The organism is Thermocladium sp. ECH_B (assembly GCA_001516585.1).
Taxonomy (GTDB): domain Archaea; phylum Thermoproteota; class Thermoprotei; order Thermoproteales; family Thermocladiaceae; genus Thermocladium.
In genome coordinates, this window is the sequence record LOBW01000029.1 from 1 (window position 1) to 20,275 (window position 20,275).

Consider the following 20,275-nt stretch of genomic DNA (forward strand, 5'->3'; position numbering starts at 1 on the left):
GCTAATTGGTCTAGTCTTTCTTCTGTTTTTCTTTGTGCTTCAGCTAATTGATCAACTCTTTCAGTTAATTTATTTAGCCTTTCCTCGGTTCTTCTTTGAGCCTCAGCCAACTCATTTATTCGTTGAGCTAATTGGTCTAGTCTTTCTTCTGTTTTTCTTTGTGCTTCAGCTAATTGATCAACTCTTTCAGTTAATTTATTTAGCCTTTCCTCGGTTCTTCTTTGAGCCTCAGCCAACTCATTTATTCGTTGAGCTAATTGGTCTAGTCTTTCTTCTGTTTTTCTTTGTGCTTCNGCTAATTGATCAACTCTTTCAGTTAACTTCGTTATGTTTTCCTCGGTCTTTTTCTGTGCCTCGGCTAATGAGATAATGCTTTTGCTAAGTAGTTCCTGAAGCTCCGTGAGGGAACCTAATCTTGCCGCGAGTTCCTTAATGGAGTCTCCAATGTCCTTCAGAGCAATAGATATATTATTTATCCCCAGAGCATCCATTAACTCTTTTCTGAATTCCTCATCATCCTTGATTAGCTTCAAGATTTCCCTCCTTATTTCCACATGGTTATGTGGCGGTTTGGATTTAAAAAGGTGAGCAAAATGATTGAATATATGGGATCCAATAGTGGGCGGCCTAGAATAATATTGAGCGCTGGCTTTGCCGTGGAGATACGCCTCGGTCTGAATTATTCAGAGCTGACCTCCTCCCCGCCTTGAGGGTGGGGGTTCCCCGAGGTCTAGAGGGTTACGCCCCATTACGGGCGCTACTCGGCCTCCGCATTCGCGGATCCTCCTCCCGGTATTGCGGGAGAAGTCGGCTCCCGCCCCCCCCCATTCTCAAGAAATTGACCGGAAGAGGACATTAAAGGGAAATAGTCCTCCTTTTCAAGCTTCACCCCGCCCCTGGAAGGAGCGAGGTTTGCTATTCGTTTTATTAATATGCTTATCCATTTAATCCAGCTGGCATGGATTCATTGAATTAATTGGGCAGCCTTATCCACGGCCTCCACATTGCGCCTAATCACGATATCACCAACACGCCGAAAACATACCTAAGCCCAATAACGTCCGCCACGAGGCCCATGAGGGTGGGCGTAGCTATGCCTATAAGCATCATTACGGCGAAGAATTGGCTGTTAGCCGCATTCCGCTCCTCCGGCCTAAAGGTCCTCGTTATGGAGATGAGGGATAAGGGATAGGTCAATCCATGCGGGACGCCCAGCACCAGGAGGGCACCGGCCAACTCATCCACGCTCCTAGCTATGGTCATTAGGATGAGGCCCAGGACAGTCATGGAGACCGAGGTCGCCATTGGGATCCACACCTTATTGACCGGCCTTATGGATAGGTAAAGCCTAGCCAGGAGCGATGTCGTGAAGAAGAGGGAGAAGAGGCCCGTGGCCGTCGAGTAAGAGGCGTGGAACTGGGACACGGCGTATATTCCGCCAAACGCGGTGAGCGTCGAGAATGGTATGTTATATGCCAATATGTTATACGTGGCCGTCTTAAATCCGGGATTCGATAACACCTTGACTCGCCCCCCTCTCCTCTCCTCGCCTTGGGGAAACGCTATGAGGGGGGATAATGCGGCCGCCGCTATGCCCATGGGCGCAAAGAATAGGAATGATGATCTAATGCTGAATTGTTTAAGTATTAATGCCTCAATGGCGGGTCCAACCACTAGGCTAACGCTGAGCGACAACGTGTATATGGATAAAAGCCTCTCCCTGGCTCTACGGTCGGGCAGGAGCCCGGCGGAGGTTATTATGTTGGGCATTATATTGCCGAGAACCACTCCAGCCGCGGCCGATAACGCCCATAGCGAGATGGGATTAGCCAAGTAAAAGAGGGGGAGAACAATGGCGTAGCCTATGGATGAGGCCATGAATGCTCTCCTCCGCTTAATTGCATCCAGCCTCGCATTCACTAGGATCGTGGCGAGGAATGTGCCTAGTGACATTAACGCGGCGAGTATCCCTATCTCGGTGTTGCTGTAGTTAAAGAAGTATTTAGCCAGGAGAGGCACCGTCGTCATCAACATGTTATTGCTAGCCCTAACGGCGAACGTCATGGTTACTATTATCAATAGCATATATACAAAACCGAATGCATTGTTGCCCCTCATGGAGGCCGATCATTATTGCTTAATTTTTAAAGCTTCTTACCCCTCCTTAAAAGGATTGATAAAGCTATGACTAAGACCCCGATCGCTATCAAGGCAATAATGCGGGGCATATCATAGCCATAATCAATCGAGAAACTATACCGAGCCCCTCGCCCCGCCGAGTCGAGCACAATTATGGTCACGTTATTCACCCCCATCCTGGTCAAATTAATGGTTGCATCATTTCCATTGGCCACCTCCACTCCATTCAAGAACCACTCAACTCTATATGGCGGCGACCCATCACTAATGGTAACCGCTCCACGCGCCTCGTAATTATCCAGCACGAAATTTGATACGGGGATTAGCGAGGCATTAATTACAGGATCGGGATTAACCCGTATCGCCGCGCTTCTACTAATGGTATAATTAGCAGAGTCCCTCAATATAACGGTGAGATTATGCACCCCAATGCCGGGCCTAATTAATTGCCCCACCCCAATCGCCGCGCCATCGAGAAGCACCTCGTAACTATATGGCGGCGTCCCATTAGCTCCATTAAGGGTCAGCGAGACTTCCTCGCCCTCATCTATGGTGGTTGCATTAAGGGAAATCAGTAGGGAAGGGTCGGGATTCACCGTGATCCTCGCCGCCTTAGAATCGCTGTACTCGCTTGAGTCCCTCACGGTGGCGTTAAGCACGTACCTCCCCACGCCTAACCGTAGGCTACACATGGTTGTGCAATTAAGCCTAGTTGAGTTCAGGAGCGCCTCGTAATTGTATGGTGGAGTGCCTCCGCTAGTGCTTAGGTTCACTAGAACTGTTTGTCCAGCATCAATGCTTGTGGCATTAATTGATAGGTGTAGCAATGGATCTGGATTAACCATCACCGTGAATGATTTGTTCAGGGCGAAGCCTCCCGAGTCCCTCATGATTACCGTTATGACTTGGATCCCGGACTCATTCATTTGAATGACTTGGCTTAATTCACCGCGAATCAAGCCCGTGACTGGACTACCGTTATCGAGTACCTCGTAGCTATATGGCGGCGTCCCATTAACCCCAGCCGCGCTGACCCTGATCCATTGGCCGACATCTAGAATAGACGCGTTGAGGCCGGCATTGAGGCGGGGATCACTCATTACCTCTATGTTGCCAACTCCCGAGTAGACCTCGGTTCCCCTTGAATCCCTCACCACTACTTGATAATGATGGGTTCCGAGGGATAGATTGCCCCCATATATCTTGAAGGCATGGAAAGCCTCGTCAGTGGTGTAACTGCTTCTCGTCACGCCATCCAGCACCAAGTAATAAGTGTATGGTGGGTCTCCCCCGCCCACNTATATGGTTGCATTAATGGAGGCATTCACGCCCTCATCTACAACCATGCTCGGCATGTATTGCTTTATTATGGTTAATTCAACTATGAAGGGCACCCCAAGCCTAGGGATTCCCTGAACTAATTGTGCCCCCCCATTCTCATAGATGGAGTTTACCCCATTCACTGTCTCGGCCGTGTTGCTGCCAAATACGTATATGCCTCTCGGCAATGAATAACTATCATTAATTAAGTAATAGAGGTGCAGCGATGCATTTATGTCGTTAATTATCGCTTCAGAGCCATTCCCATCACCCCCAAGCACGAGCTCCGCATCGTAATAATAAGGCCCCTCCCCAACCATGTGATACCCATTAATCGTTATCGCTGCCCTTGGGTTCTGGACCGGGATAGTGACGTTATCATAATTGATTTCCTTGCTTCCATTATAGTAGGCGAAGTGAATTACGACGCCGGAATCAAGCGTTTGAATCCACGTCACTAAATTGATATTTAGGGGAAGGGAATAGCTTTGATTAGCGTAGCCATACCAGTAAAAGTAACCGCTGGGGGATGTCGCGACGCTGCCGCTGCCCCTTATTGATGAGTTGCTCAAGGTAGCGTTTGGGCTGCTCATGTTCCACACGTTATCTATCACGTCGTAAGTCATGGAGGAGGTATCTATCGCCACCACGTTCTGAAGCCAATAAGCGTATCGACCCTTGGTTGAGTTGACTTGAAGAACCACATTCAATTGAAGCGACGCCGCGTGCGGTGGCGCCGAGTTCCTTGGCTCGCTGCTCGACACATTAATGTAATATATTGAGGCAGTCCCCACCACTTCATTGGTTAACACCTCGTATGGAACCAATGAGCCCGACTCATTTAGGACGCCGTAATCCGCTAGGCCTATTGGCGCCGGGGGCCCCGAATAAGATAGGAATGGGTTAATGGGTATTGTGCCATAGGAGTAATTAACCATTACGGACGCGTTGCTGGGGTTCCGTAGAATCAAGTACCAATTCCCCTTGCCAATATTAATGGATCCATTGATGTTGAGCCCCACATAGCGGGGAGAGGGCCAATTCATCTGCTCGCTGTACTGGGTTTGATTAAGCACATAGATATCCAGCGAGGAATTAGCGGATACATGGAACCATAAGCTATAGTCGCTCCAGTAATCACTGATGTTTATCGGCAATGCGCTGTAGGGCCTCAGGACCACTTGAGATGCGCTTACGCAGATGGATGAAGCCACGAGCAGCACGGCGATTAGGGCTAGGTACCTCATAGTAGCTTCCCATAGATCTTGAGGAGCTCCACTCCTACCTTTATGCCTATCTCCATTTCAGGCGCATTAAGTCCATTGAGGAACCCAATCAATTCATCCTCTTGACCGAGGCCCAGGAACGGCATTGCGGCCTCCATCACCCTGGAAAGCGTTCCAGTGGCGTGGTAAAGCTGCCTAAGCTTATTAATGTTGATCTTTAACCAGGATAATGTGAGCCTCCTAACAAATGGGTTATAGGCCCCAGCAGCGAATGCGGAGCCCACGTCCTGCCTCTTCACGTCCCCCGAGAGCAGTAGCCCCAGCGCCAATGCGTACTCGGCTGGGTCTCGGATGCTCATCATGGATAGAAGCACCTTGACCCTATCCTCATCATTCCTTAACTTGAAGTAGAGGGATGATAAGGTCTCGAATGGTTTCTCCCCGGCGATGGCGTACCCCGTGGCAACGGCCCTCCTCATATTTGGATCAAGCGACTCGAACCTAGAGATACTGCTAGCCAAAGATTTAGCGTACTCATCATCGACCTGGACAAGCCTAGCGGCGACTATTCCCCTCAGGAGCACGCTGTTCGCGTCGCTGCGGCCCTCGAGGAGCCTTAATTGGGATCTATGGAATTCCGCGCTCTCCGTGCGTGTAGCCATATTTATCGCGAATAAGGTGGATAATTGAGACGAGACTTCCCAGGCAGGTAAGTAATCCTCCTCATTCCTGAACCTGGATATGAAGGCCAAGTAATCCCGTAACTTAATGCCGCCCTGCAGTAAGTGGGCATATATATCCGTCGCTATTCCCCACCTATCTATGGGCGACTCCGCGCCCCTCCAAGCCACTTCCCAATCCCAGTACCTAGCCCTATAGAAACCCGTCTGATCGATGTTCAGCTTAAGGGATGAGATGGGGCCCTTAATTATCGTGCTTTCCTCCATGAGAAGGGACTCCCGCCTCCCATTAATGTGGTAAGTCAATGGCACGGGCCACTTGCCCCCCTCATCGCCGGCTAACTTAAACCTGGCTTGGCTCAACTTGGCGTTGTCCCCCTCCTTAGTGACGGTCACGACCGGGTACCCCTCCCTATTTATCCATTCGCTCATTATCTTTATCACGGGCTTCCCCGAGGCCGTCTCTAGGCTGCTCCATAAGTCCCCCGCCGTGGCGTTGCCGTACTCATGTGCCTTTAAGTAATTCCTGAGGCCATTGCGGAACGCCTCGTCCCCGATGAATGCCTCAATCATTCTCAGTATGCTGGCGCCCTTGCCGTAACTTATTTCATCGAATATTTGCTCTATCTCCTCCTCCTTATTGACCGGCACATGTATTGGATGCGTGGTGGACAGGGAGTCCCTCATCATGGCGCCCCCGGTCTCGTTTAGGAGAAAGTCATACCAGTGCCTCCACTCGGGGAATAAGTGGTCGATTGCCTTGTAACTCATGAATGTGGCGAAGCTCTCGTTGAGCCACAAATCATCCCACCACTTCATTGTGACTAGGTCCCCGAACCATTGATGCGCTAACTCGTGAGCCACGACCTCCGCCACTCTCCTCCTCTCCCCCTCGCTGCTGTTCTCATCGGCTAGGAGAGCGGTTTCCCTGAAAGTTATGGCTCCCCAATTCTCCATGGCGCCCGCCGCGAACTCGGGCACGGCTATTAAGTGTAGCTTGGGGAGTTGGTAAGGTATGCCGAAGTAATCCTCATAATACTTGATGACCCTCTTAGCCACATCCATGGCGAATGCCCCCCTCCTCGCCTTGCCGGGCGGAGTCGCGACAATGATGTCGATGCTGCCTAATTTATCCTTGATCTCCTCGAACTTGCCTATACCCACGTAAAGCAAGTAAGTTGACATCCTCGGAGTCTCCTGGAACTCAATCACTTTCTTGTCCCCATCCTTGGTCACGTTACGCGGCGGCGTGTTGAATATCACGTCCACCCCATCCCTGACTCGAATGGTTACCTTGAATATAGCCTTATATGCGGGGTGATCAATGCATGGAAACATGCGCCTCGCCCCCGTGGCCTCGAATTGCGTCGTTATCATGTAGCCCCCCTCATAGGGAGCCCTATAGATTCCCATCAATAAGTCGGGCACCTTGCCCTCGAACTCCACCTCAACGAGTCTCTCGACCGGCGACCTTATGCTTATGGTTTTCCCATCATACGCATAATCAATTGTTTTCCCATCAACCTTCACTCCCAGTATCGATAAGTCGACCGCGTTGAGGGAGAACGGCGACTCGCTGCCCATCTCTATCTTAACATTGCCCTTATAGGATAATTTATCATAATCCACATCTAGATATAGATCATATTTATTGACCTGCATATGGCCTCGGCCCCCTCATGCCTATTAAAAGTTGCGTTAAAGTGGGAAAGGATAAAAGCCGCATCCCATTAATCGCATAAATGTGCTCGGTGTACATAGTTGGCGTTGGTCCTGGGGATCTGGGGCTCGTAACCATGAAGGCGCTCAGCATAGTTAAGGAGGCCGACGTGATAGTGTATGATAGGTTAATTCCGCGTGATTTACTGGGATTGGCGAGGCCGGATGCGGAGCTGGTGTTTGCAGGGAAGGAGTTGGGGCATCACGTGATGGAGCAGGCGGAGATCAATGAATTGCTGCTGCAGAGGGCTAGGGAGGGCAAGATTGTTGCTAGGCTACATGGTGGAGATCCATTCCTGTTTGGGAGGGGGTTTGAGGAGTGCCTCGAGTTGTTGCGGAATGGGGTTAAATGCATGGTTATCCCAGGCATCACTAGCGCAATAGCGGCTCCAGAGCGATTTCTAGTGCCCCTAGTGGCCAGGGGCATAGCCAGCAGCGTTGCCATAGTGACCGGCACGGAGGATCCCAATAAAGGCAGGCAATTCGTTAACTTCAGGGAATTGGCGGGCAAGGTCGATACAATAGTTGTGCTAATGGGTAGGCACAGGATAAGGGAAATAGCGGAGGAATTAATTGCCGGAGGATTAAGCCCAGCCACGCCCGTGGCAGCCATAAGCAAGGCATTCATGGATGGAGAGAAAATAGTGTTCACCACGCTAAGGGATGTGAATGGCGATGAATTGGAGTCGCCGGCGGTCTTCGTGATAGGCAACGTGGTTCAAGCAGCAGCATCGCTAAGCAGTGCGGGGAGACAACTCAATTCCTAATGGGAAAAACCAATATATGGCGAGATGCCGCCTCGGAACCACTGGTTTTTATGTTTCTAAGTTGATTTGTTTGGTTTACATTGCCTGCACGTATAGCGTTACCATTGAGTGGACACGCAAATGGGAAGAGCAATGAGGCGCTCCACAATAAATTGGCCGAGGTTAACCCAACGCCTCGTTAAGGTCATGGAATAGCTAGGGACGCTGCTAATGGGTTCCCAAGCATGATGGAATGCCGATAAATAATACTGGCTAAGCCTCTGCGAATCCTTTAAAGCCTTATGTATTCATGGATTAGCCAAAAATGATTCCAGCGGTTTCATATATTAGGGTCTCCACTGAGGAGCAGGATCCCGAGAATCAACGCGTTTACCTGGAGAAGTGGGCGTCAAGTAGGGGATTCACTATTGTGAAGCATTACGTGGATTTCGCCGTTAGTGGGAGCACCGGCGTCATGGATAGACCAGCCTTTCACAGCATGGTGAGTGAGGCCCCAACGCTCACCCCTAAACCAATAGCGTTACTAGTGTATGAAGTGTCGAGGCTCGTGAGGAACTTCCAGGAATTCTTTAGGTTGCTGGATATAGTGGAGAATAGGATGGGGCTCCTAATAGTCAGTACCTCAGAGAAGGAGAGCGTCCTACAGAACCTGGATGGGGCTTACCGCCAATTCCTCAGGACCGTCCTCGCCTTCGTGGCGAACATGGAGAGGGACTTCATTAGGCAGAGAACCAAGGCAGCCATGGATAGGTTAAGGGCTGAGGGGAGGCTCAGGAGCAAGAGGGAAACCATTCCCCCAAGCACCATTAACGCAATAATTAAGATGTACGGGGAGGGGCTATCCATGAGGGAGGTAGCGAAGAGGAATGGAGTCAGCGTCTACATGGTTAGGAGAATACTGGGAGACAATGGATACAGGCCAAGCCCATACACCTGCCCCCGATGCTTCGGCGCGTTGAGGGTCACGGATAGATCCCTAAAGCAGGTAGATGGAAGATATGCAGTGGTGGAGAGGCTCTACTGCCCCCGATGCGGGTACGAGGAAACAAAAACCCTCTAACTTCCTTTTTTTTAAAAAAAAGGAAAGGAGGGGCGTGGATTTTCTCACTTGTTTTGCTCCTTTGCAACTGCTTCGCTCTTCTTTGCCATTGTTGGTATGCTTAAGATTATGGATACTGCTAGATTAATGAGCAGTGAAATGAGTCCGACGAATACGAGTACGTGCGCCATGGGGTAGAGACTGGTCTTGAGGGGCCCAAAGTGATTGGCCGCCTCCACTAGGTATAGGCCTGACCCTATCCCTGCGGCCCATCCAATCATTAATGCATACTTGTTTAATCTATTGCTTATTAATCCCAGGAACACGGCGGGCAGTGTTTGGAGAATTATTATTCCCCCCAGTAATTGGAGTTGTATAGCATATGTGGCCGGCACCGCGAATACGAAGCCTAATGCAATGAATTTGAAGATCACCGATGCCCACTTAGATATCCTCGTCTCATCGTGTGGGGTAAGGTTGGGGTAAAGTGGTTTAATTATGTTTCTCGTCAATAAATTGGCCTGCGCTATGGCCATTATGGCGGCGGGAACTAGTCCACCAATGAATATCCCGAGCAGAACTATTCCGGCCAACCAATCGGGTAATGATGCCACGGCTAATGCCGGAACCGCTAGTATCCCGGCTGTGCTGAGGGGGNATTTGCTTAGTATCGCCATTGCGGCTGGATCAGCGTAAACCAGTATGCCCAGCATTGCTAGTATTGCTAATCCTATGCCGTAAATGGGGAGAAGCGCCGTGCTCATGGCTAATTGCCTCTTTCCCTGGGAGCTCAGCGAACCATTAATTGCGTGTGGGTACAGGAACAGCGCCAATGCGCTGCCCAACCATAGCGTTGTGTATCCCCACATGAGCGACGCCGCCGGCTTCAGATTGGTTATTCCAGTCGCCAACCAGGCCACCTTATGCGCCGCTAATTGCTGCGCGAATGCTTGGGCATTAGCGAATGCAGTCGTGAATCCGCCGTACTTGAGGGGCACCACTATTATGAGGACTATCACGGNTAGAAATATCAAGGAATCCTTGAGGNCGGCTCCCAGAGTTGCTCCCCTGAGTCCGCTCGTGAATGTGAATGCCGCCAGTATTATGAAGGATATGGTTAATGCGATATCCGATACTTGAGCCACGTTTTGAACCACGCCGTACAGCATGATTGTGAGCACGGCCTGCATTCCAACTATTTGAAGCGCTATGTAGGGCAGCTCCGCTATTATGCCCGTGATCGCTATTAATCCCGCCAGAGCCTTGCTGGAGAACCTATCGGCAACCATGTCGGCCGCCGTCACGTAGCCATGCTTTCTTGACCACTCCCATAGCCTAGGCATTGTTAGCATGGCTATGGCGAACGTTATGGAGACGTAGGGAACGGCGAAGAAGTATAGGGCGCCGCTGGCGAACATGCCTGACGGCACTGCGACGAAGGTATATGCAGTGTATAGGTCAGCCCCTATGAGGAACCACACGAGGAATGTGCCTAGCCTCCTCCCAGCCAGGGCCCACTCGTGTAATTGAGACATGTCGCCCCTACGCCATCGAGCCCCATAGAACCCCAAAATCACGAATATCACGAATAGCGCAAGGAAGAGAACCCAACCAAGTATGCCTATCACGATTTCTCACCCCAATAGAGGAGAATGGCCACAACAGCGAAGATAACTGCCGATAATGCCAGCCATAGGGTTTGATACCAATAGAAGAAGGGTACCCCCAGCAACTCTGGATTCACGGAGTTATATGATGGTAGATCAAGGTAAATTATCAAAGGTATTAACATTAGTATAGCAGCAATAATTCGCCTATAGTTTATCCTTGATGCCATACTCATAGCATTATCCCTCCTCTAAGATATTTTTATGTTTTATCGCTATGTGTTTAAAACATGTTTTTATGTTTATAGCTATGCGTTTAACCTCAATATACTTATTACATCAATATAATAAGACTAAAATAAGGTAATAGTTCTATTTTGTATTAGGAAATTCTCATGCTTTTTCACGTCTCGTCACGTCTCGCAGAGTTTTCCCAAAGGCGCGGCTAGGCGTTTCACTTGGGAAAAAGAAGCTTAATACTTATTAAGCAGTATGAGAAAAATTAAATGCAGAATCTACATAAGAATTATGATGAGCGTATTGAGAAATCATGAATTCTCGTTTCTTTCAATCTCATTTATAATTTCATTTTCATTACAATTAATGGGTGCTTATTTAATACTATGGTTTTATAGTATAGGATTGTCTTTCGCTGAAATAGGTTTAATCACTTCAATATACATGATTTTGACATTACCAGTAGATGTGCTATCCTCTGCATTTGCAGATAAATATGGAAGGCTTAAAATTTTCTCAATAGGTACATTAATCTATAGTCTAGGATTAATTAGCTTATCAATCTTATTGTCGCCAATTTTTGTGCTTTTATCCTATGGAATAATGGGTATAGGGTTAGGTATTTACTCGAATACGTTAGAGGCGTGGATAGTTGACTCTTTGAATTCACGCGAAAAAGTACCTAAAATTTTTTCAAGGCAGCAGATAGTAAATGGCATTAGCGGATTTTTAGGAAATATACTTGCTGGTATTTTTGTGCTTTTATATCATAGGCTAAATTTGCCCATTCTAATAGCCGGATTCATAATGTTACTGAGTTTACCTATTGCATTATTTAGCGAAGATAATAAGGGAGAAAAGATAATGGCATCACCCGCCAGAAGGATTATGAAAGAAGGTGTAAAATACGCATTAAGTAAAAGGCCATTATTAGCATTATTGGTTTCCGCAATTTTTACGGTATTTCCGTTAGTGGCGTGGATGCAGTTCGTTTCACCGTATGTAGTTGACGTATTAGGATTTCCCCAGAAGTATTGGGGATTTATCTTGTCAGCCTATTTTTTAACGGTTGCTTTAGGAGGGTATATAAATGAAAAGCTATTGAAAAGGGTAAATCATAGGTTAATTACCATATTTTCAGTATTTTTATTATCGCTTTTCGTATTGATGCTCTCAATTAGTAACTTAATTCTGATACTATTACTTCTGTTTGGCTTGTCGTTAATTTATCCTATACGCTCATCAAGTATTATCTCTTGGGAGAATGAATTAATACCTAGCAATTATAGGGCTACTATGCTTTCCTCCTTTTCATTCATAATTAGGATAGCGTATATGTTGGTTCCTCCATTAATAGGATACTTAATTGGTTCTTATGGATACAGTTTTACATACTTAGTTGTAGGAATACTTTCGTTAGTAGGAGTTATACCATTGGTGATTGCACATGAAGCTAAAGCGCTCTAAATATCCAACCATATATTAGTGTATACGACTGATAACTATTTTCCGCAATGCCAGTTATACACCATTAGTAATTCAATGCAGAATCTATAAAAAGAATTGCAACTTAGAACAAAGAGAGCTTTAACTTTATGGGGGCTAAGGGGGCGAAAGNCCCCCTCCGCGAGGCGGGGATGCCCGTCCGTGAGGGCGGGGTAGTTCGCTTTTTCTTGTAAATTAGTTGTTAATGGGTCAGTAACGGAAAAGCTTTAATTATGCCATTGGTTCCCCAATTATGGACTCCATAACAAGCGCGATTTCTCATTATGCGGTGGGCATTAGGTATGATGATTTACCCGAGAGAGTGGTCCATGAAGCTAAGCGCAGGCTCCTGGATAGCTTGGGGGTGGCCTTAGCATCGTACTCTGCGGAGCCAGTGAAGGCGGCTCGATCGGCGGCGTTGGGGTTTCCAGGCAAGGCCTCGCTCCTCGGCACTGCGGACCAAGTTAGCGTGGAGTGGGCTACATTCGTTAATGCCCTCATGATAAGGTACTTGGACTTCAATGATACCTACCTCTCCAAGGAGCCCCTTCACCCCTCTGATATGTATGGCCCAGCGATCTCCGTGGCCGAGCAGGAGAAGGTTGGCGGTAAGGACTTGATAACCTCGGTTGCCATAGGGTATGAAGTGGCGGTTCGCATGTGCGATGCTGGATCCCTTAGGTTACATGGTTGGGACCATGTGAATTACACGGGCATTGGCCACGTCCTCGTGGCGGGCAAATTAATGGGGCTTAATGAGGAGCAAATGGGCCATGCATTATCTATACAAGTGATTTCCCATGCATCTATGAGGCAGACGCGTGTTGGGGAGTTGAGTCACTGGAAGGCAGCCACTACCGCTAATCAAGCTAGAAACGCTGTTTTCTCAGCCATAGTTGCTAGGTCTGGAATGACGGGTCCAGACAAGCCGTTTGAGGGCGAAATGGGCTTCATAAGGCAATTATTGGCGGGGGAATTCGATCCATCCCCCTTGAAGGACATAATTAACATGTCTAAGCCAAGCAGAATTCTGGATACTTACATAAAGCCCTATCCAGTGGAGTACCACGCTCAATCGGCGGTTGAGGCCGCCGTCGAGATAAGGAGGGAAGCGGGCCCCATAGAGCCGGATCAAGTGGAGTACATAAAGATAGAGACATTTAAGGCTGGATACGACATAATAGCTAAGGATCCGGAGAAGTGGGATCCCAAGACTAAGGAAACGGCTGATCACAGCTTAATGTGGGCCACGGCCACTGCCTTATTGAAGGGCGACCTCTGGCTCGGGGATTATGAGGCATCGGAGATAAGGAATCCCAAGGTTCTTGCCCTGCTTAGGAAGACTAAGGTCAGCGTGGAGCCGGAGCTAGACAAGTTATACCCGAGGGCGATACCGAATAAGGTTATAGTTAAGCTAATTAACGGCAAGGAATTCGAGAGGCGTATTGATCATCCGAGGGGGCACCCCATGAATCCCATGACGGATGAGGAGGTAGAGGCTAAGTTCAGAAAACTAACTAAGTCGCTTCTCACGGAGAAACAACAGGCAGAGGTAATCGGCCTTGCCTGGAAACTCGATGAATTAGCCACAATATCGAAGATCATTAAGGCAGCGACAATATGATAATTAAAATAAATCGTAAATGTCCCTTCTAGGATTTTCATAGAGTTATGGATTTTGCATCTATATGGAGTCCTTACTGACCTCCTCCCCGCCCTAAAGGGGCGAGGTTTGTCGTTCGTTTTATCAAGACCTTGGAATGCCCTTATTCATTGAAATGGGGGAAGGGGATTGAAGTATCAATTCTTCCTGGGGATAAACAGGCCAAGCAATCCTTGGCATTAATGGATGGAGTCTCATGGAGTTCATCTTTGTAGATGAATATCATGTAACGCTCATCGATCTCGCTATTTACTAGCAATATTTATATATTAGTAAAACTCAAAGTAAGCCTGATGGAGAAGACAAAGGTAACTAGAAATTTTCAGATAACGATTCCAGCCTCAATAAGGAAAAAGATTAATCTAAAAGAGGGAGATATAATTGAGGTCTACTTAGACGGGGACGATATTATAATAAGAAAAGCGAGGAGTGAGAGGCCTAGGATTAAGCTTGGAAAGAGACTCACATTAGGGAACATAGAGAAAGCAATAGAACTAGGAGAAAGTGAATGAAGGCTATAATTGATACTAATGTAATAATTTATGATTATATCGAGGATTCTGAGCATCATAAAGAAGCTGAGGCAATTCTAGATTCTCTAGATAAATGGGTTATTCCGGTAATTGTAATCCATGAACTAGTCTGGTTTTTGAAAGGAATGAAACTAGAGGGCAAATTAAATGATATAATGGCTTATATTCAACATAAAAAGACTGAAATAACTTGCGACTGTGGTAGTAACGTAAATAGAGCTATCGAAATAATAGGAAAAGAGAAACTACCTCTTTCAAATCACAAGGACATGATGATACTTTCACATGCGATTCTTGAAAACCACCCAATAGCCACTTTCGATAAGAAACTTTCTAAAATAGCGAAGAAATATGGAGTCGCCGTAATTTCTAGGTTTACTTAACACTTTCAAGCAAATATTTCTAGGTTGTTTCTGGCCTCCTCTCCGCCTTGGGGGGGTTCCCCGAGGTCTTGGGGGTTACGCCCCTTTTTACGGGCGCTACTCGTTCCCCTGGTATTGTGGGGTTGGCCTCTCACTCCCCGTTCCCACTGATTGACCAGGAGAGGACTACCTCCCAGCACCAAGGCTTAAATCCCCGCTCCAACTCCACTTTAAGGGAGGTTTGCCGCTTCGTTATGAGATTATGCGATTAGGGGGATCCCGGGTTAGAAAATTATAGGAAGTACTCAATGTTTCCCCGGGACCTGAGGGCTTTCACGTGATTAATTAACCTGTGTAGATCATCGACGAGGAACTTCTTGCACTCTATTTCCTCGACTTCATCGCTGTGCCTCATCTCGCTCAGTGCTTCCTCTATGGTGCCTCTAGCGATTAATTCATATATCCGCGCCTCCCTTTTTCCTGGGCTGGCCCTAACTACTCTCCCGATTCTTTGAATCATTTGTCTCCGGGACCCCGTTCCTGAAGCTATTATCGCCACATCCGCGTCAGGCACATCTATTCCCTCATCCAGCACGGTGGTCGTGACCAAGATGCGTGACTTCCCCTCACTGAATCGGGCAAATATATCGCTTCTCCCGCTTACCCTAGACGTTATTAGCTCGGCATCAGCCCCTAAGGACTCGTATATCTCCTCCGCTTGATCAATATATTGGGTGAATATTATTATCTTGCTGCCGGCCTCAGCCTTAGCGATATCAATTATTGGGCCCAGCTTGGCCTTAGCCTTGGCCGCTATGTTCCTCAACGCTATTGGGTTATCCCCTCCCCCCCTATACTCCCTCGCCTCATCCCTGTCCAGATCCACATAAATCCTGTAATGCCTAATGGGGACGACGAGGCCTGCCCTAACCATATCTACATACGATACCTTAAACACTATGTCCCCCGAGGATAAGTATATCAAGTGTTGATTCTCATCCTCGCGCTCCGGGGTCGCCGATAATGCTAACCTATAAGGCGAGCTCAGCCTGAAGGCGACCTCCTTAAATGTCTCCGCCGGCACGTGGTGGGCCTCATCAAATATGGCTAGGTCAAACTCATCCTTTATCTCATCTATGTGCCTTATAGCCGAGTTATATATCGCCACCGTCACTTCCCTGATCTCGGATTTACTTGCCCCCAATCTGCCAGCATCTATGCCGAGGCTCCTCATTATTCTATCCCTCCATTGATTCATCAATTCCGAGGTCACGACTAGCACTATTGTTCTAACGGAGAGCGTGGCCAACGCCTTGAGGGCTATATAGGTCTTGCCTCCCCCAGTGGGCACCACTATTGTTCCCCTATACCCATTCCTGACCCAAGCATTCACGGCATCCTCCTGAAAGCCCAGCAGCTTCACATCAACTCGAGGCACAGTGATTCGACGAGGCTCTGGGGGGCACTTACTTATTATGAAGCCGTGCCTCGCAATTATTTCAGTGACCTCGTCCTCCATGAATACCGGGAACCGTATTGTCCACTTACCATCAATATTAGCCACATCGCTCCTATTTATTGCGCGAAAGGATTCCTCCACTAGATTGCCATCCTTATCAACCCTGTTATACTTAATCACGAGCGAGAAGAGGTCCCTCAATAAATTGGATGAAACGAAGTTCAGCCTAATTACTCCTCTACAAGCCTCGGCCCGCCTCCATTCCCGCCTCCTCTCAAATAAATCCCTACTCAGCATTGCCCTGGCGGCTTCAATTGCTTCCCTGCTCCTCAGCGTCCTCTCAACCTCCTTAAGCACAAGCTCCGAGTACTCCTCGAAATTCCTCGCCTTAATTATTAAGTCGCCTCGCCGCATTATGGACTTGATCACGCATGGAACTGAAACAATCCGCCGCTCCGCCTCCATGCAGTGCGAGTACTCGCTGGGGAGATCCGGGGCAATTACGAATGTTTTCCTGATCCTCTCCTCCTCATCCCTCCTTAAACCAAGGATTCGGCTCAGTTTCGCCAAGTCAGTGCTTGATTCGGCTTCCCCGATCCAAGCCTCCCCGCTCCACTTGAAGCCAAGCCTCTTTAATTCCTCCTTGGCCCTAGCCACCTCCTCCCAAGTCCAATTCCTCTCTATGGGTACCCCATTAATTATTGCCCTAAACCTCATTGCCAGCGCGCCTCCACATTAACCAATCATTTAATCTTTCCGCCTACGCTGAAGGTCGTCCCAGAACCCCCGAAAAACTAATCAATTAAATCGCGTTGCTTATCCGCGTGAGGATTAGGCTGGGAAATGGGACGGCCGTGATGGGGGTCATAAATGTGAGTCCCGAGTCATTCTTCGCGGGCTCCATACGGAGGAATAGGGAAATAGTGGATGCGGCTAGGGCAATGATTGAGGCGGGAGCCGTCGCAATAGATATAGGCGGCATGTCGACTGCGCCATTTAAGGCCACCTGGGTTCCAGAGGACGTGGAGGCGGAGAGATTAATTAACGCGGTTAAATTAATTCGGGATGAGTTGGGGAATGAGGTGGTGATTTCCATTGATTCATTTAGGCCAGGCGTGGTGAGTAAGGTGGCGGAGATCGGCATTGATGTGATTAACGACGTAACCGGCCTCAGGTATAGCGAGACCTTGGCCGATGTTGCGGCGGATCATGGGCTTCAAATGATACTGTGCGCCAGGGAACTCGAGGAGACGGGGAGGGACCCGCTTCAGGCAGTGATTGAGGAGGGTCATCGAGTCATTGAGGTGGCGGCCAGGCACGGCGTCGATGATGTAATACTGGATCCATGCCTCGGCTTCCCCCCGATAATCAGCGATCCATCCCTGAATCCAGGTAGGCCGGCGAGGGGGCGATACAGCGATTGGTTTAGGAGGGACATATATATGATCAGCAATATAGCGAGGATCAAGGCATTGGGCAAGCCAATATGCGTTGGCGCATCCAGGAAAGGCTTCATACGCAAGGCATTGGGGAAGGAGATGGGGAGGGAACTCGGCGGGTCCCTGGGCGTTGCGGCTTACCTAATGATGAGCGGCATCGACTTACTGAGGGTTCATGATGTTGAGGAAACCATGGATTTAATAAGGATCATTAAGATGATGCAGGAATGCAGCGGCAAATCATTCAGGCAATGCCTCAGGGATCGGGTGGAACCTTAAAAAGCGTGGGGAATCATCGCAAGCCATGAATGGCAAGGCCCTCGGCTACGCTTACTTAGCCATGCTTGTCCTTATATGGGGCACGGCATACCCGCTAACCAAGTTGGCGTCGCTCTACGCGTCACCCATGGTTATCTCGCTCTTCAGGACAACGCTTGGCGCACTGCTCCTCTACCCCATAGCTAAGAGATTAATAATAAGCAGGGAAATGTTGTTGGCGGGTCTCCTCAACATAGGCTTCTTCCTGGTTCTACTTAACCTATCAATAATGCTATCGCCTAATCCCGGCCTATCCGCGGTACTAGTGTACACTCAGCCCCTCTTCCTAGCCGTGTTGGAGCCAGCGGTCTCTAGGCGTCCTCCCCCGCTCCCCAGGTTACTGGCGTTATTTGTGGGCTTCATCGGCATCCTCCTCACCTCGTCGGGCGGCTTCAGCTTGGAAAGCATATTCGCGCTGTTGAGTGGCTTATCATGGGCCCTCGGCACCATTTATTACGCGTACAGGGTGAGAGAGCGAAGCGTGATAACCGTTAATGCATCCATGATGGCGATATCCATTCCCGTGGTAGCTGCATTAGTTCCACTGGATTACTCGCTTCATATAACAATTGAATCCCTCCTCCTACTATTCCTACTTGCCTTACTGGCCCAAGTCATTGGTTTCCTACTCTGGTTCAAAGCCCTAAGCATGATCCAACCATCGCTGGCCTCCTCAATACTATTGCTAACCCCCGTAGCGGCCCTCATCTCCAGCTCCATAATGCTAAGGAGCCCCTTAACGATGCTGGATATGGTGGGCGCATCCATAACCTTAGCGTCCGTGATCGCGGTTACATTAATGGGCCGCAATTAATGCGTCACTATTCCTCGGGTAGCGCTGGAAAGTTTTATTACAGTTAATCAATCGTTATATCATGGATGATCGGGGGAGAGCCATCATCAAGGCATTCAATTTATGGGCCGCGGATTATGACGAGTGGTACACCGAGAATCCAAGCCTAGCCTCAATCGAATTAAGAACTGTCTCGCTCCTTAAGCCCTGGGGGCGAGGCATCGAAGTGGGGGGCGGCTCCGGTTTCTTTTCCCTGCCGTTTCAAGCAATGGTGCTTGAGCCAGCCATGGGAATGGCCTCCCTCGCCAATCAACGCGGACTGGATGTAGTTATTGGGATCGGGGAGCAACCACCAATCAGGGACTCATCCATGGATTACGTATTGCTCGTGGTCACGCTTTGCTTCCTGGAGGATCCCATGCCCACACTATCATCGGCGCGATCATTATTGAAGCAAGGCGGTGCACTGATCACCTGCATAGTGCCTCGGGAAAGCAGGTATGGCCGCCTCTATGAGGAGAAGGGGCGTAGTGGCCATAGGTTCTACTCCCTGGCCAGGTTCTACAGCGTTAAGGAAACCATTGAAATGCTTAGATCAATAAAGCTGGAGATAGAGCCCCTGGCCTCAGCCTCTCTCGGCAATGAGGAGGAACCCAAGCTAATTAATCCAATGGATGCCGAGGACTTCGGCTTCGTATGCATCAAGGCCATCAAGAAAACGGCTTAACCCCGAGAATGCAGTTAATGATCCCCATCATGAGGCCATCATTGGCCTCAATGTTTATGTGGGACTGGTTTTAGGTTATGGGCNGCGCCTCCTTGATAAAACNAACGACAAANCTCGCCCCTTTAGGGCGGGGAGGAGGTCAGTGGATNCCAGCAGCGCCAGCCCACATGGGGCGCCCAGCNAGTAACGCTTAATGGCAGGAGCATAATCAGTGCTCCGGCTTCACTTCATATACGCTCATGGCGGTTTTAACTAGCCTCTCCACTTCTATGCGTGGAAGCAGTTTAGCCACTTGGTTTAATGCGGCCACCTTCTCTATTGTTTCCTCAATTGATGAGCCTCTCCGCAGTAATTCGCCCGCCATAATCATCATCTTCTCCTTAGTGACCTCAACATCTGTCCAGTGGAACTGGGACTCGCCTAACTTAACATAACCTGGCCTAAGGCTGAGGGCGGGCCATTGATGCCCGCAAGACGCGCACCTAAACATTATTGGTTCTCCAGCCATTATGGAGATATCCCTAGAACCGCACTTTGGGCAAGACATGGGATCCTAAGGCAATCCATTTAATTTAAGCATAACTATTACNGTTCAAGTAATTCAAGAATATGATTCACTACGAGGCGGGGGACCTCATCCCTATTGCTTATGCTTAGCCTAATCAACTTGTGATTCATTGCCTTGCCGGTGATGAGGCCCAGCAATCGTTCATGAACCGTTAATACAGATATCCTTTCATTAATGCCGTTCTCCACCGCAGC

At 48.7% G+C, this 20,275-nt stretch carries 15 protein-coding genes and 2 pseudogenes; 9 read left to right on the forward strand and 8 right to left on the reverse strand.

Features of this window, described 5'->3' with window-relative positions:
• The 4 genes and pseudogenes from AT710_04955 to AT710_04970 form a co-directional block, all read right to left on the reverse strand.
• Positions 1-554: pseudogene (locus AT710_04955) on the reverse strand.
• Between the two features lie 410 nt (positions 555-964).
• Positions 965-2,118 (reverse strand): annotated as a pseudogene (locus AT710_04960) (multidrug transporter).
• Between the two features lie 26 nt (positions 2,119-2,144).
• On the reverse strand, positions 2,145-4,706 hold the full coding sequence (locus AT710_04965) for a hypothetical protein (protein ID KUO91994.1): 2,562 nt from the start codon (positions 4,704-4,706) through the stop codon (positions 2,145-2,147).
• The gene (locus tag AT710_04970) at positions 4,703-7,027 is read right to left on the reverse strand and encodes a hypothetical protein (protein KUO91995.1); all 2,325 of its coding nucleotides are present in this window, start codon (positions 7,025-7,027) and stop codon (positions 4,703-4,705) included. The genes AT710_04965 and AT710_04970 overlap by 4 nt, the downstream gene beginning before the upstream one ends.
• Positions 7,028-7,107: 80 nt before the next feature.
• Here AT710_04970 and AT710_04975 point away from each other — a divergent pair, with 80 nt between their 5' ends.
• Both AT710_04975 and AT710_04980 read left to right on the forward strand, forming a co-directional pair.
• Entirely contained in the window at positions 7,108-7,851 is a 744-nt protein-coding gene (locus AT710_04975; protein KUO91996.1) for a uroporphyrin-III methyltransferase, read from the forward strand.
• A 304-nt stretch (positions 7,852-8,155) separates the two neighbouring features.
• The gene (locus AT710_04980) at positions 8,156-8,911 is read left to right on the forward strand and encodes a resolvase (protein ID KUO91997.1); all 756 of its coding nucleotides are present in this window, start codon (positions 8,156-8,158) and stop codon (positions 8,909-8,911) included.
• A gap of 44 nt (positions 8,912-8,955) precedes the next feature.
• Here the strand turns inward: AT710_04980 and AT710_04985 are convergent, their stop codons facing one another.
• Positions 8,956-10,518: a sodium:solute symporter gene (locus tag AT710_04985; GenBank protein KUO91998.1), complete on the reverse strand. Its 1,563-nt coding sequence runs from the start codon at positions 10,516-10,518 to the stop codon at positions 8,956-8,958.
• Positions 10,515-10,727, reverse strand: coding sequence for a hypothetical protein (locus AT710_04990; protein ID KUO92008.1), 213 nt, complete (start codon positions 10,725-10,727; stop codon positions 10,515-10,517). The genes AT710_04985 and AT710_04990 overlap by 4 nt, the downstream gene beginning before the upstream one ends.
• Positions 10,728-11,028: 301 nt before the next feature.
• On the opposite strand from AT710_04990, the gene AT710_04995 reads away from it, so the two are divergent.
• From AT710_04995 to AT710_05010, 4 genes are all read left to right on the forward strand, one after another.
• Positions 11,029-12,201 (forward strand): MFS transporter, encoded by a 1,173-nt coding sequence (locus AT710_04995; GenBank protein KUO91999.1) that lies wholly within the window; start codon positions 11,029-11,031, stop codon positions 12,199-12,201.
• Between the two features lie 271 nt (positions 12,202-12,472).
• On the forward strand, positions 12,473-13,843 hold the full coding sequence (locus tag AT710_05000) for a propanediol utilization protein (GenBank protein KUO92000.1): 1,371 nt from the start codon (positions 12,473-12,475) through the stop codon (positions 13,841-13,843).
• 332 nt (positions 13,844-14,175) lie between these two features.
• Positions 14,176-14,394, forward strand: coding sequence for an AbrB family transcriptional regulator (locus AT710_05005; protein ID KUO92001.1), 219 nt, complete (start codon positions 14,176-14,178; stop codon positions 14,392-14,394).
• Positions 14,391-14,798 carry a twitching motility protein PilT gene (locus AT710_05010; GenBank protein ID KUO92002.1) on the forward strand — a complete coding sequence of 136 codons (408 nt, stop codon included), beginning with the start codon at positions 14,391-14,393 and terminating at the stop codon, positions 14,796-14,798. The genes AT710_05005 and AT710_05010 overlap by 4 nt, the downstream gene beginning before the upstream one ends.
• Positions 14,799-15,069: 271 nt before the next feature.
• Here AT710_05010 and AT710_05015 read toward each other — a convergent pair whose 3' ends face one another.
• A complete protein-coding gene (locus AT710_05015; protein KUO92003.1) occupies positions 15,070-16,953 on the reverse strand; it encodes a hypothetical protein in 1,884 nt (627 codons plus the stop codon).
• Between the two features lie 107 nt (positions 16,954-17,060).
• Between AT710_05015 and AT710_05020 the strand changes: the two genes are divergently transcribed.
• The 3 genes from AT710_05020 (at position 17,061) to AT710_05030 (ending at position 19,513) form a co-directional block, all read left to right on the forward strand.
• Positions 17,061-17,954, forward strand: coding sequence for a hypothetical protein (locus AT710_05020; protein ID KUO92004.1), 894 nt, complete (start codon positions 17,061-17,063; stop codon positions 17,952-17,954).
• 25 nt (positions 17,955-17,979) lie between these two features.
• Entirely contained in the window at positions 17,980-18,807 is an 828-nt protein-coding gene (locus tag AT710_05025) for a hypothetical protein (protein ID KUO92005.1), read from the forward strand.
• Between the two features lie 61 nt (positions 18,808-18,868).
• A complete protein-coding gene (locus tag AT710_05030; GenBank protein KUO92006.1) occupies positions 18,869-19,513 on the forward strand; it encodes a hypothetical protein in 645 nt (214 codons plus the stop codon).
• A 208-nt stretch (positions 19,514-19,721) separates the two neighbouring features.
• On the opposite strand, the gene AT710_05035 is transcribed toward AT710_05030, so the two are convergent.
• Complete coding sequence (locus tag AT710_05035) at positions 19,722-20,060, reverse strand: hypothetical protein (GenBank protein ID KUO92007.1); 339 nt, start codon at positions 20,058-20,060, stop codon at positions 19,722-19,724.
• Between the last annotated feature and the right edge of the window lie 215 nt (positions 20,061-20,275).

Coding starts and splice junctions, on each gene's coding strand:
- AT710_04970 (KUO91995.1), bottom strand. CDS start 7,027: ATGCAGGTCAATAAATATGATCTATATCTAGATGTGGATTATGATAAA.
- AT710_04975 (KUO91996.1), top strand. CDS start 7,108: ATGTGCTCGGTGTACATAGTTGGCGTTGGTCCTGGGGATCTGGGGCTC.
- AT710_04980 (KUO91997.1), top strand. CDS start 8,156: ATGATTCCAGCGGTTTCATATATTAGGGTCTCCACTGAGGAGCAGGAT.
- AT710_04990 (KUO92008.1), bottom strand. CDS start 10,727: ATGGCATCAAGGATAAACTATAGGCGAATTATTGCTGCTATACTAATG.
- AT710_04995 (KUO91999.1), top strand. CDS start 11,029: ATGAGCGTATTGAGAAATCATGAATTCTCGTTTCTTTCAATCTCATTT.
- AT710_05000 (KUO92000.1), top strand. CDS start 12,473: ATGGACTCCATAACAAGCGCGATTTCTCATTATGCGGTGGGCATTAGG.
- AT710_05005 (KUO92001.1), top strand. CDS start 14,176: ATGGAGAAGACAAAGGTAACTAGAAATTTTCAGATAACGATTCCAGCC.
- AT710_05010 (KUO92002.1), top strand. CDS start 14,391: ATGAAGGCTATAATTGATACTAATGTAATAATTTATGATTATATCGAG.
- AT710_05015 (KUO92003.1), bottom strand. CDS start 16,953: ATGAGGTTTAGGGCAATAATTAATGGGGTACCCATAGAGAGGAATTGG.
- AT710_05025 (KUO92005.1), top strand. CDS start 17,980: ATGAATGGCAAGGCCCTCGGCTACGCTTACTTAGCCATGCTTGTCCTT.
- AT710_05030 (KUO92006.1), top strand. CDS start 18,869: ATGGATGATCGGGGGAGAGCCATCATCAAGGCATTCAATTTATGGGCC.
- AT710_05035 (KUO92007.1), bottom strand. CDS start 20,060: ATGTCTTGCCCAAAGTGCGGTTCTAGGGATATCTCCATAATGGCTGGA.